This window comes from Gemmobacter sp. 24YEA27 (genome assembly GCF_030052995.1).
Classification (GTDB): domain Bacteria; phylum Pseudomonadota; class Alphaproteobacteria; order Rhodobacterales; family Rhodobacteraceae; genus Pseudogemmobacter.
The window spans coordinates 30,714-43,022 of record NZ_JASJPW010000010.1 but is presented as its reverse complement, the minus strand read 5'-3'; the positions used below and the strand labels follow the sequence as shown (position 1 = coordinate 43,022).

Below are 12,309 nucleotides of genomic sequence, written 5' to 3'. Positions count from 1 at the left end.
TTTGTCAGCGTCTGGGCCGGAGGCGCATTGGCAAGGCGCGAGGTGCGTATAACGACCGTCGTCAGCCCCAGGCAATACCGGCACCAAGGCCAAGCAGGTCACCGACAATCATCGACGGCGCGAGGGGCTGATTGCCGCGCAGCTCTGGCAAAAGAAAGATCGCCGCCACTCCGGTGAAGGTTATCGCCACCCCCAGCCACTGAACGCGCGCCATTCTCTCATCCGGCTGGGCAAAATGCAGCCCGATGGCGGCAAAGATCGGCCCGGTATAAAGGAATACCCCGATATGCGATGCCGTGGTCCAGCGCAGCCCCTCGGCCACCAGCAGAAACTCCAGCGCAAAGAGCGTGCCTGCCAGCAGGCCCGGGCCCAGGAAAATGCGGGGCCGCCAGCGGTCGCGGCGGATCAGTCGGCTGATGGCGAAGACAAGGGCTGCCGCCATGGCGGAGCGCAGCCCGATCTGCAGCATCGGGTCGATGCCCGGGGCTGCAAGTTTCATCGCGGTCTGCTGCAGGCCCCAGGTGAGGCAAAGCAGGATCATCAGCCCAAAGGCCGTAAGGTCAATCGGTCGTTTCATGGAAGGAGCCGTTCGTTAAAGCACTTGCCTTGTCTACCTCTGGCGATATTGGTGCATATAGTGATTATCCGCCATTCCATTCCGGGAATCTGCCAATCATGCAACCGCCGCATCTCCGCCAGCCGCCGGGACATGTCACCCTGCCAGCGCCGATCTGGTTTCGGGTCGAAGCCATGCCGGATAACGGAACTTATCCTTTCATGCGACACCCCTGGGGGGAGTTCGTCTATTCCTATAGTGGCGTGACCGAGTTGCGAACCGGCGGCCAGGTGCTGCTGGCGCCGCCTCATATGGCCTTCTGGATCCCTGCAGGGGCCGATCAGGTCGGATATAATCGCAAGGCCACGGTGCATGTCTCGATCTATATCGATCAGTCCCTTTGCGCAGAAATGCCCGATGTGCCGGTTTCCCTGCGCGTAACCCCTTTGCTCCGGGCAATGCTCGACCGACTGGAACTGGCCTCTTTCGATGACACAGCGCAGCAAGCCCGACTGCTGCGCGTGATGGTCGATGAGATGGAGCGCTGCCCGGTAACCCAGAGCTTCCTGCCTGACAGCGACGAGCCCGCGTTGAAACGGCTGCTGGCCGCGTTGCACGACACTCCGTCGGATCGGAGAAGCACCGCCACACTTGCCCGATCTTTTGGGCTGAGTGAACGGACGCTGCTTCGGCTGTGTAAACGAGATCTGGGAATGTCTCTGACCGAATGGCGCAACCGGCAGCGTGCGGTTCGCGCCATCGCAATGCTGCAGGAGGATGTAAGCGTCGAGACCATCGCGCTTGATCTTGGCTATGCGACCGCCTCTGCCTTCATCGCCATGTTCAAAGGGATTATGGGGGATAGCCCTGCACGATATGTTGGGCGGTAGCGCAGCCCTTTGCCACGCCTGAAGACGCGCGGCTGGCTTCTTCGGCAATTGCCGAAACACTGTCCAAAGCCGCCCTGGGGCAAACGATCCACAGGACGGAAGCGAAGATGGATCGTATCCATCCGGTGAGGGCCGTCTGATGAAGGGGACTGATGTCGGCTAAGACGCTGACCTTATGGATGACCCTAAGTTCAGATCACAGATCGAGGTTCTCTCGGTTGTCGACAAAGGTCGGCGGCGGGAATGGACGGATGCCGAGAAGGTTCGGATTGTCGAAGAGAGCCTTCGGGGTTTTCGGCAATGCGCCGCGACGGCTCGGCGTTACGAGATTTCGCGGGCACTGCTGACGCGGTGGCGTCGGGATTTTCGGTCCGGTCAACTTGTCGCTGGCAGTCGCCCGCAGTTTCTTGCGGTGCAGGTTGCTTCGGATACTGCTGGCACGGCATGCCGCCAATCTACCACCGAGCCGACCTCCGACCGCGAAGACCACGTCGAGATCACGCTGGCCAACGGGCGCAGGCTTGCGGTCGCCGCCGCCATCGATCCGATGCTGCTGGCGCGTCTGGTGCAGGTTCTGGACCGGGCATGATCGCGTTTCCGGCTGGGGCGAAGGTCTGGATCGCGGGCGGGGTGACGGACATGCGCTGCGGGATGAACAGCCTGGCGCTGAAGGTGCAGCAGGGGCTGGGGCGCGACCCACACGGTGGCGAGATCTTCTGTTTTCGCGGGCGCAGGGGGGATCTGATCAAGGTGCTGTGGCACGATGGGGTCGGCATGTCGCTCTATCTGAAGCGCCTGGAGGCGGGGAAGTTCATCTGGCCGGTGAGCCGGGACGGCGCTGCCGTTCCTGTCTCGGCGGCGCAGCTCGGCTATCTTCTCGAGGGGATCGACTGGCGCAATCCGCGCTGGACGCAGCGGCCTGCCTCGGCGGGCTGACAGCCCCAAAATCCTTTGTTTTGTTGGACTGTTTTGCATCCCTGTGGTAGGCCTTCGCATGTCGGAGACCCCCTCGGAGATCGATATCCTGCGTGTTGCCCTCGCTGCGGCAGAGGCGCGCACTGCTGCTGCAGAGGATGAACTGATACAGGCGCGCGCCGTCGTTTCCGCCTCCGATGTGATGATCCGGCACTTGCAGCTCCAGATCGCCAAACTCCGCCGCGAGCAGTTCGGCCACAGCGCCGAACGCCACGCCCGGCTGATCGAACAACTCGAGATGCAGCTTAAGGATCTGGAGACGGACCTTGGGCAGGATCGGGCAAAGACGGATGCCGCCGTGGCGAAGACCACAGTTGCGGCTTTCGAACGTCGCCGTCCGTCCCGCAAGCCGTTTCCCGATCATTTGCCGCGGGAGCGCGTGGTGGTCGAAGCCCCGGCCTCCTGCACCTGTTGTGGGTCGACGCGCATCGTGAAGATGGGCGAGGACATCACCGAGACGCTGGAGGTCATTCCCCGGCAGTGGAAGGTGATCCAGACCATCCGCGAGAAGTTCACCTGCCGGGATTGCGAGAAGATCAGCCAACCACCGGCCCCCTTCCACCCCACGCCTCGGGGCTGGGCCGGCCCCAACCTGCTGGCGATGGTGCTCTTCGAGAAGTTCGGCCAGCATCAGCCCTTGAACCGGCAGGCCGAACGCTATGCCAAGGAAGGTGTCGAGATCAGCCTGTCTACGCTGGCCGACCAGGTCGGGGCCTGCAGCGTCGCGCTGCAGCCGATCCACGATCTGATCCGCACCCATGTTCTCGGCGCCGAACGACTACACGCGGATGATACGACCGTGCCACTGATGGCCAAGGGCGGGACGCAGACGGCCCGGCTCTGGACCTATCTGCGCGATGACCGCCCCTTTGCAGGCGGGGCACCACCTGCGGCGCTCTATTACTTCTCGACCGACCGAAGGATGGAACATCCGACCCGGCATCTGGCGGGCTGGACCGGCATCCTGCAGGCCGACGCCTATGGCGGATACAACGGCGTTTACGATGCGGCCCGCAAACCCGCGCCGGTGTTCAGCGCGCTATGCTGGAGCCACGCCCGGCGGAAGTTCTTCGAACTGGCCGACATCAAGGCCACCGCCCGTAAGGGCAGATCGGTCGCCGAAGAGATCTCGCCCATCGCGCTGGAAGCCGTCAAACGCATCGATGCCATCTTCGATGCCGAGCGCGAGATCACCGGCATGGGCGCCGAAGCGCGCCAAGATACCCGCAAGAGGCTGGTGCGCCCGATGGTCGAAGACCTGCACGACTGGATGCGGGCCGAGCGCGCCCGGATGTCGAAGCACAACCCCGTCGCCAAGGCCATCAACTACATGTTCGAGCAGGACGGCCGCTGGGACGCCTTCACCCGCTTCCTCGACGACGGCCGCATCTGCCTGACGAACAACTCAGCCGAACGAGCCCTGCGCGGTATCGCCCTCGGCCGCAAAGCCTGGCTCTTCACCGGTTCGCCCCGGGGCGGCGAACGCGCCGCCTTCATGTATTCCCTCATCGTCACCGCCAAGATGAACGACGTCGATCCTCAGGCTTGGCTGGCCGATGTCCTGGCACGACTCCCCGACATGCCAGTGTCGCGCCTGCCGGAACTGCTCCCCTGGAAATGGAAGCGCAGCCCCATCGCCAAAGCCGCATAACTGCGGCCTACGCCGGATGGTTACTCTGGATCTGCACAGTGGCGTTTCAGACAGCGATGCCGGCTGCTGTCGGGCGGGGAGCCTTGCCGGCGCTTCCGGGTTTCGGTGGTCGCAAGGCCTGCAATAATATTGTCAGCGCCGCTGCGCGTCGGCGCCCTCAGATTGGATAACCCGCACGCCCCCTGATGCTGAACGTCCCCGCATCCCTGGCCACAGAATGGATGACGGGTTTCTTCCCGGGCGCCTTATACTCCGCTGGCTGTACGCAAAACCTGGCGTTCCCGGTTTGGTGCCCGGTTATGGTGCCCGATTATGGTGCCCGATTATGGTGAATGTCGCCATGCCTCGCCGCCACAGGAAGGTCTGCCCCCCGCGCCCCGCGCTGCTGATTCATATAGCGACCTTCTTGTGCAGGCAGATGCCGCTGCGCGGGTCTCGAACCGGCAGTCAGGAAGCCACCTGGCAGGATCTGATCTGCGACCGGCTTCACTTGCCGTTGACCAGTCTGCGGCAATCTGCGATTTCCTGCGCCCGATCTCTAGTGAGGGCATCATGCAAGAGAAACCAGGCGACTGCGCCGAGCAGGAATTGCTGACCCTGATCCAAAAGCTCCATGCCGAATTAGGCCCGGTCCCGCGCATCCGCCTGTCGGTCGTTGGGCGCGGGCGCGGACTCGACGTGGCGCGGTTGCTGGTCGGGCTGAAAGCGGCAGGCCTGGTCGAGGAATATGAGACAAAGCCAGGCTGGTTCGGCTGGCTCCTTGGCAGGCGGCGCGAGATGGTGCTGCGGCCGCTGACGGTGCCAGTGGAATCACCTGCGCCGAATCCCGGACTGATAGAGGACGATGCGTCGCAGGAGACCGGCGAAACACCGGCTGAGCATTTGGATCCGGTCCTGCTGACAGCCGGGGCCGCGCCGGAGGCTGCCCTGCCGGAACCGGAACCCGGGCTGGTCGCTGAACCGGTGCCCGACCCCACACCGATAACGCCGGTGGCGTCCCCAGAACCCGATCCCCGGCCCGCCGCCAGGGCCATCGAGGCACCGCATCCTGTTCAGACCCGTCCGCGCCCGGTGCCTGCCGGCTATGCAGATGATATCGGCGGCGTGCCGATGGCGATCCAGGCCGCACAGCTGAGCGCATCGCTCGACCCTGATCTGCTGGAAGGGCTGCGGGATTTCCTCGTCACCCTGGGCATAGAGCTGACCTCCGCCGGAGAGGCGCTTGTCGCGGATCGCCTGAACCGTGGCGCGCCAGCGGGTGACGCACTTATGCAGCTTGTGCTTTTCGCCTTCGCCCATATGGCGCGGTTTGACGAGATCTCTGCCAGCCCCGCAGATCCGGTCGAGCTGCGCGACTATACCCATGCCGTTCTGACCGAGCTGGAACGGCTGCGCGATGCCGGTGAGATCAGTGAAGCCCGCTTTGACCAGGACAGTCACGAGATCCTGATCCTTGCCGACAGCAATGCCCACCGCGCAGCGCTGATCGAGAGGCTGTTCATGGATCCTTTCGGCGGTATGGCCCCGCCCGCGCTGCTCCCTGCCGAGCTGCGCGGTGTCGAGGAGTTTGAGGAAGACGATACCCTCAGCTGAATGACGCCCGAGCTTCTCTTCGGACTTACCAGCCCCCCATCGGAACCCCGCCCGCCGTTGTGCGGGCGGTGGCATTTCAACGCTCTGTAAAAGACACGAACCCCATTGAAATCAGTTGAGAGAATACCGGGATTCGATGCCTGGTTGCCCGGGTCCTATCGCATTTACCAGATCTTCCGGATCAACCGCCCCCGGATATGCAGCACCGCCGACACGCCCCTTCTGCTCCAGCCTTAGAAGCGCGGTTGTCCATCATAAGCGGCATGTTGTGCGTCATCGATCACAAAGCCAAATCGCCGCATGTAACAATCTGAGGGTGGCACCATAAACTGCATGCTGCCCATCACTTGTTGCGATCACTTCGGGGAAGCCGGGATGATGCTCAGGCTGGAAGGCGGCGATTGCAAATGCGCACGTGATCTTGCCAGCCTGGCGAGGCCCCTACAAAACGGCCTCTGTCTTTTCAGCAGTGCTTCCTGTGAACAAGCCTTGCAGATACTCAAAGCCATGGAAGATTTACGAAATAATCAGGCCTGATCCTCAGTGACGACGCTGCAGCGCAGGTTGCACCCATATCCATAGGCCACAGCCCGTTCCAAAGGCACCATAAGCCGGCTTGCGATATAGACGGCGAGGAATCTTGACGGCGCAACAACGCGCAATGTTCCATCGTGGCCGGGCTCGCCGCCCTTCAGCTGGCTGAACCAGGCCGCATAAGTGCCCGGCTGATCAGCCGCCAGTCGCGCCAGAACCTTGTCCCATGGCGCCGAATTCGGCAGCGCCACAGGTCGGGTTCCGAAATCGACCTGCACCACTTTGGGCGAACTCACCTCCGCCGCAGCCTGCGCCTCTTCGGGCGCGATGTGGCGCGCGGACATGCGCGCGTCATAATCAGGCCCGACACTTGCCCAGCCCGGCGCGGTCTGGCGGTAGATCTCTGCCCGGCACAAACGATAGGAGGCCACCCTGCCCCGCACACCTGGCCGTTTGATCTCAAGCAATCCGGCGTCGATCAGCCTGCGTGTCTCTCGCTTGGCAGTGCGCTGATCCACCGACCAGAGCGCGGCCATCTCGCGTTGCCCGATCGTGACCTCATCCGCCGCCCAGTTATAGCGTGCCGTGACCAGCGCAATCAGCCGCATCATTGTCGCCTGACGGGTGCCACCGGCAGAAAGGCCATTGACGGCCATTGCTGTCAGAAGATCATATTTCTCGCTACCTGCCCCGGGCCGGTCAATCGGTGACTTTGCATGATACTGCCCATCTGCCGGATTTGTTCCGATTCCTTCTTGGATCTCAAACTGACACGATCCCGTTATTTGTCAAATGCTTTTCGAAGACGGGATTTTTCACCTATCAAGAAATTTTAAAGAAATCAGGTATCTTAGGTATAGGGTGACGTCTTTAGTGTCACCCTATCTCGCCTCGGGTGTCACCAAATTCTGGATTATCCGGGGTATTCTGTCACCAAATATAGAGTTTGCGCATAAAGCCGGCGCTTTCTTGAGCGAATCGGCGCAAAGAACGGGAATTTGCGCTTTTCCTGTTTGGCACAATCTGAAATTCGCGCTATTCACGTTCTAACGAACAACAACGCGAGTTTCAGATGCGCGATTACAGCTATTTGCAGGACATGAACGAGCGCAGCCTTGCGCAACAGGCTGCAGTGCGTCGGGCGACCTTTTCACCATCAGAGGTGAAAACGCTGCGGCCGTTCTCGATCTGGGAGATTTCAACCTTCATGTTCGATGTGCCTGCTGACACGTTGCGCAAGAAGCTGGCCGAAGATCCCTCGCTGCCACAGGGGACGGTCGAGGATGACGGGCGGCAGCGCTGGTTCTCGCTGCAAGAGATCAATGAGCTGCGGCGTCGCATCCGCTTTCGGGGCCGCGCAATGTTGCCCGAGCGTCCAAAGGGCCGCGCGCTGAGAGTTGCTGTATCGAACTTCAAGGGCGGGGTCGGCAAGACCGTCGTGGCGCAGCACCTGGCGAATGCGGCGGCGCTGGATGGCTACCGCGTGCTGGTGGTCGATTTTGATCCGCAGGCCACGCTGACACATTCGATGGGTCTGGTTGAGGTGAAAGAGTGGAACACGGTCTGGGGCATCATGTGCCGTGATCTGTGCCGCGAGGCCGACCGCATCATGGAAACCTATGACGACCCGGCAGACTGCCCCTACCCCGCCGCAGATGAGCTGCCGAAAGATGTGCAGGAAATCGGCCTGATGCGGGCGCAGGATTTCATTCAGAATACCTCCTGGCCCACAATCGACATCATCCCCTCATGCGCCAACGCAGCTTTTGTTGAATTCGCCAGTGCCCAGTATCGCTCTCTGCACAAGGCCTGGTCATTCTTTGGCTGTGTCGCGCGCTACCTCGATGAACTGCCTGAAGACCAGTATGACCTTGTGATCTTCGACTGCCCGCCCGCCATCGGTTACCAGTCGCTGAACGCGGCCTTTGCGGCAGACGTGCTCTACATCCCGTCGGGGCCGGGGTACTGGGAATATGACTCGACCACGTCATTCCTCGGCCAGCTGGGGGATGCGCTGCAAGAGATCAGCGTCGGCTTTGAGAAGATCGCATCGGATGCAGGGATCACCCTGCCCAAGGCTTTCCTCGATGTGAGGCTTCTGATGACACGGTTTGAGAGCGCCAACCCCTTGCATACCGCGATGCTGGAGGCGTTCCGCAACGTGTTCGGCGCGGATGTTTGCCAGAGCCCGATTGAAATGACCCGCGCCGTCGAACAATCCGGCAGGTTCCAGATGTCGGTCTACGAACAGGACTACCGTGAGATGACCCGCGAGACCTGGAAACGTGCCCGGCTGTCTTTTGACAATGCCTATCAGGAATTCAAGCTTACCGTTCTTGCGTCCTGGAAGGCCCGCAATACCGCAAAGGAGGCCAGGAAGTGACCAGCAAGGGCAATCGTTTCGGGATCACTCCGTCGGATCTGCCGTCCGCGCCAACGCGGCGCAGCCGTGAGCCGGGCCCGATGGGCGTTGCGGTGCGCGAGAGCGCGGCCAGCGCACAAGAGGCCAGCGAGGGTCTGATTGAGCAGCGCCGCCAGAATGCGACGGATGCCAAAGAACTGCGGGCAGCACGCGAAGAGGGCAGGGTGCTGGTGGCATTGCCGCTGGATCAGATTGCCAGTGATGCGCTGCCGCGTGACCGGCTTGATTTGGATTTGGTGGCCACCGGCGACGAGATGGATGAGCTGAAGGCCTCGCTGCGCGAGCGGGGCCAGCGTGAGCCGGTCGATGTCTTTATCGATGCCTCCGGGGTCTATCAGCTGAAGACCGGCTGGCGCCGATTGACCGCTTTGCGACAGCTGTCAACGGAAACCAGCGATCCGCGCTTTGCGACCATCCTGGCCCGCGTGACAGTCGCTGGCCCTGACCGGGCAGAGCTTTATGTCGACATGGTGGAAGAGAACGTCATCCGGCAAGATCTGACTTTTGCGGAAATGGCGCAGATTGCTGTGCAGCTGGCACAGGACCCGCAGGCCGGGATCAATGGCACGGATGAGGCGGTGTCGCGGCTGTTCCGCTCGCTGCACAAGGTCAAGCGCGCCTATATCCGCAGCTTTGTTACGCTGGTCAGCAGCCTCGGCGAGACGCTCATCTTTCCCAAGGCGGTGCCGCGCGATCTGGGTGTGGATGTCGCACGCCGACTTGTGTCTTTGGGTGAGGATAGCGTGGCCGATCTGCGTGGCAGGCTTGCCGCTGTTTCATCCGCAGAGGATCAGACGGCGGTGCTGCGATCCTTTTTGGGAGCGCCAGAGGGCGCGCGCGCGCGGCTTTCGCAGCCTCAGGCGGCGGAGCGCCAGAAGTTTGAGTTCCACGTCGGCGAGTCGAAAGTTACGGCGCGAAAAGGAGAGTTCCGGATCAAGGCGGCAGTCGATTTTGCGTCAGTCGAGCGTCGTGTGCTGGAGCGGGCGGTAAAGGCGTTTCACGCGGCACTTTCCTCAGGGGACTGATCCGGGGGCAGGGTACCAAGGGAATTCGGGGATTTTGCGGGCGGCCATCGGGTCGCCCGTTTTATTTGTTACCGGCCGGTAACCGGGGCCTGCGATCGGGTTACCGGCCGATAATGCAAGGGCAGGGCGAGGGGGGCGGTGCCGATGCGAACCCTGCCCCTTATGCTCCGCAGGGGCTGCCGCTTCCCTCAGGCAATAATGATAGCCACGCGGCCACGTCATGGTGCGCCCCTCGTAGCCTGCATCGGGACGGCGCGCCGAAAGTGCTCCGGGGCTTATCTGACGAGATGCGGTGGATGATGTAAGCGCGATTGACCTTGTCGCTCCGGGGGCGGGAGGGGGAGGACAGAGACACGACATCTGGTCTGACAGGCTTGCAGGCAAACGACACAAGGAGAGCCCATCGGATAGCGGTCCCGCGCGACCGCTCCTGATCTGCCCCCGGCTCGTCCCTCGTGCATAGCGGTAACGCTTGGGATTGATAGGCATAGGTCTCGTGTGTGGCGAACGAGCCGGGCGTGCAGCCATTAAACAGCTCAACCGTCCGCTACGATCTGCCGGGGTCTGGCTGCACAGCGAGGACTGCGGCCTGACGGGGTTGTCGTCGTATTGCCGCAGGGCCCGCTTGCGGCGGGCATAAACGAGGCTGCTGAAGATATCTTCGTTGTGGCATTCGTCGCGCAGACTTCCGTCGAAGGGCTCGATGCAGTCATTCTGCTGCGGCTTGCCGGGGCGGATGTGACGCCATTCGACGCCGTTGTCAGAGATAATGCAGTCGGGCTTGCCATGGATCCGGACCAGCGCATCAATTTCCTGCGCCACCCTTGTCCTCGAGATGCTGGCGTCGGCGATAAGGGCCAGCTTGCGCCCACGACGCCGGCGCTCCGATAGTCCTTCTTTGGGCAGATGCGGCAGAGCATCTTATCGTTCATCACCATGCCCACATGTTGCGGCATCACACCCCTGCGCCGATGGCCAAACCGGCGCCGCTCGCCTTACGCTCCTCAGATCGACACCGTTCAGGACGCCGGCCCGGCGCTGACGGACCGGACGTAGCCGATTCACCAGATCCGTTGGCATTCACCGGCATTGTCTTCGACGCCCGCAACACCGCGTCCTACGGTTGCACCGGCGTCATAAGGGCTTTCCCGGCAGAGCCTTCAGCACGATATTGTCGGGGATGACAGCTGCGACCAGGCGCGTCAGCCCCGTGTTCTCCTCCTCTGACTGCCTCAGGCGTTTTATGCCTGACAGGTCCATCCCGCCATCGCTGGAATCCAGCTTGCAGAACGTCGCAGGGCAGAGCCCATGCAGCGGCACAGCTCAGCCGTCAGCAAGGCCGCCTGCTGATCTTTGATCATCCCGATAATCTGCGCTTCAGTGAAAGGGCTTTGCTGCATCTCACCCGCTGCTTCACGTTGGGCAGGCGCGATATCAGTCCGATGGGATTTCAGGCGGGCAGGTCAGCACGAATAACAACTAGCTGAGACGCCGTCAGAATAGGTCACAATGAGGGCAAAGAAGATTCGCACCCTTGGGGAGATGCGTCCATTGTCGAGGCCGCGTCCTTGATGCGATTATATCCGATAATGCAACATTATTGATCGTATTATCTAATAGACGAGTGCGGCTTATATTTTAGAAATAGATAGTAAAAAGCGCCGTATCATGTCAGCGTTCCCGAGTGCCCCGTGCTGTGAAAACTTCTCTGACACCCAAAAATCCTCCGGCCCTGCCGCGATGGGTCCGGCTGGCCGTGAGGCTGGAAGATATTGATACGGATATTTTTTTCCAGGTCAGCTCTGGCTCCGCTGGATCCGATCGCCGGGTCTGGAGATCCGGTCTTCATCCTGTGGTGCAAGCGTCTCGCGCTCTCTGCGGCCGCAGCAGTTTCCCGGCCGGAAGGGTGCAGGGAGGGTCAGGCGCAGCTGCGTGATGCCTTTACGCAGCGTAAACCCGGCGACGGTCCTGGCCCCGCCGGGCAGATGATCGCCTTGGCGGCAGAGCTTTATACAGGCGCCAGAAAGGCAGCAACCAGGCTTCTGACCCGGTGGAAGGCGGCCTCTGCGCCGGCGATGGCGCGGGCCTCTTCGGCTTTGCTCAGCGCGACGGCGTCAAGGGCCTCTTTGAAACGACGCCAGGAGGCGGCCCGCCCCTCGGGCGCTTCGGCGAGATGGCGGGCGCCATGATCGGCGGAAAGCCCCATTTTCAGCGCGGCCTTGAACAGAAACGCGGCGCCAAGGTTCGATCCTTCGACGACATAGAGCCAGCCGAGCGCCTCGGGCAGATCCATCCCCTCTCCTGCAGGAGGCAAGGTCTTATCGTCGGCCAGGGCAAGACCGATATCGTTAAGATCGGCCGCAACCGCCGCAAAGCGGGACCGGCCTGCCAAGCCCGGAAAGAGCTGTTGCAGCGCCGGATCCTGGTAAAGCGGCGCTACATCACGGTGGAAGCCTGACTGCACCTTCAGAAACCGCGCGTAATTCTGCACGCTTTCAAATGGGCGCGCGGCCATGATCGCGGCGTCAAGGCGCTCATGGGTGGAATGGGTGGCCTCGCGCAGTCGCCGGGCACGGCCATATGTGCCTGTGGGTTCAGATGCGGTGGGTGTGTCGTGAAGGGTCAAGATCATGCCTGCCGGAGAGTGAGGGATGGAAAGGCCG

Annotated in this window: 10 protein-coding genes and 1 pseudogene; 7 read left to right on the top strand and 4 right to left on the bottom strand. The window is 61.9% G+C overall.

Annotation, left to right across the window (positions count from 1 at the left end; all coding sequences use genetic code 11):
- Positions 1 to 61 precede the first annotated feature (61 nt).
- Positions 62 to 577: a DMT family transporter gene (locus QNO18_RS25340; protein ID WP_283180205.1), complete on the bottom strand. Its 516-nt coding sequence runs from the start codon at positions 575 to 577 to the stop codon at positions 62 to 64.
- A 98-nt stretch (positions 578 to 675) separates the two neighbouring features.
- Between QNO18_RS25340 and QNO18_RS25335 the strand changes: the two genes are divergently transcribed.
- The 5 genes from QNO18_RS25335 (at position 676) to QNO18_RS25315 (ending at position 5,665) form a co-directional block, all read left to right on the top strand.
- Complete coding sequence (locus tag QNO18_RS25335) at positions 676 to 1,446, top strand: helix-turn-helix transcriptional regulator (protein ID WP_283180112.1); 771 nt, start codon at positions 676 to 678, stop codon at positions 1,444 to 1,446.
- A gap of 175 nt (positions 1,447 to 1,621) precedes the next feature.
- Positions 1,622 to 2,035, top strand: coding sequence for a transposase (locus QNO18_RS25330; protein WP_283178873.1), 414 nt, complete (start codon positions 1,622 to 1,624; stop codon positions 2,033 to 2,035).
- A complete protein-coding gene (gene tnpB, locus QNO18_RS25325; RefSeq protein WP_283178872.1) occupies positions 2,032 to 2,382 on the top strand; it encodes an IS66 family insertion sequence element accessory protein TnpB in 351 nt (116 codons plus the stop codon). Before QNO18_RS25330 ends, tnpB begins: the two co-directional genes overlap by 4 nt.
- A 58-nt stretch (positions 2,383 to 2,440) precedes the next feature.
- Positions 2,441 to 4,072 (top strand): IS66 family transposase, encoded by a 1,632-nt coding sequence (locus QNO18_RS25320; RefSeq protein ID WP_283178871.1) that lies wholly within the window; start codon positions 2,441 to 2,443, stop codon positions 4,070 to 4,072.
- A gap of 552 nt (positions 4,073 to 4,624) precedes the next feature.
- On the top strand, positions 4,625 to 5,665 hold the full coding sequence (locus QNO18_RS25315) for a hypothetical protein (RefSeq protein WP_283180111.1): 1,041 nt from the start codon (positions 4,625 to 4,627) through the stop codon (positions 5,663 to 5,665).
- Positions 5,666 to 6,192: 527 nt separating this feature from the next.
- On the opposite strand, the gene QNO18_RS25310 is transcribed toward QNO18_RS25315, so the two are convergent.
- Positions 6,193 to 6,855, bottom strand: a complete 663-nt coding sequence (locus tag QNO18_RS25310; protein ID WP_283180110.1) for a hypothetical protein — start codon at positions 6,853 to 6,855, stop codon at positions 6,193 to 6,195.
- 416 nt (positions 6,856 to 7,271) lie between these two features.
- On the opposite strand from QNO18_RS25310, the gene QNO18_RS25305 reads away from it, so the two are divergent.
- Both QNO18_RS25305 and QNO18_RS25300 read left to right on the top strand, forming a co-directional pair.
- Positions 7,272 to 8,582, top strand: a complete 1,311-nt coding sequence (locus QNO18_RS25305; RefSeq protein ID WP_283180204.1) for an AAA family ATPase — start codon at positions 7,272 to 7,274, stop codon at positions 8,580 to 8,582.
- A complete protein-coding gene (locus QNO18_RS25300) occupies positions 8,579 to 9,646 on the top strand; it encodes a ParB N-terminal domain-containing protein (RefSeq protein WP_283180203.1) in 1,068 nt (355 codons plus the stop codon). Before QNO18_RS25305 ends, QNO18_RS25300 begins: the two co-directional genes overlap by 4 nt.
- A gap of 460 nt (positions 9,647 to 10,106) precedes the next feature.
- Here the strand turns inward: QNO18_RS25300 and QNO18_RS25295 are convergent.
- Positions 10,107 to 11,046, bottom strand: a pseudogene (locus QNO18_RS25295) (integrase core domain-containing protein); the annotation flags it as partial.
- A gap of 608 nt (positions 11,047 to 11,654) precedes the next feature.
- The gene (locus QNO18_RS25290) at positions 11,655 to 12,272 is read right to left on the bottom strand and encodes a biliverdin-producing heme oxygenase (protein ID WP_283180202.1); all 618 of its coding nucleotides are present in this window, start codon (positions 12,270 to 12,272) and stop codon (positions 11,655 to 11,657) included.
- Positions 12,273 to 12,309 lie beyond the last annotated feature (37 nt).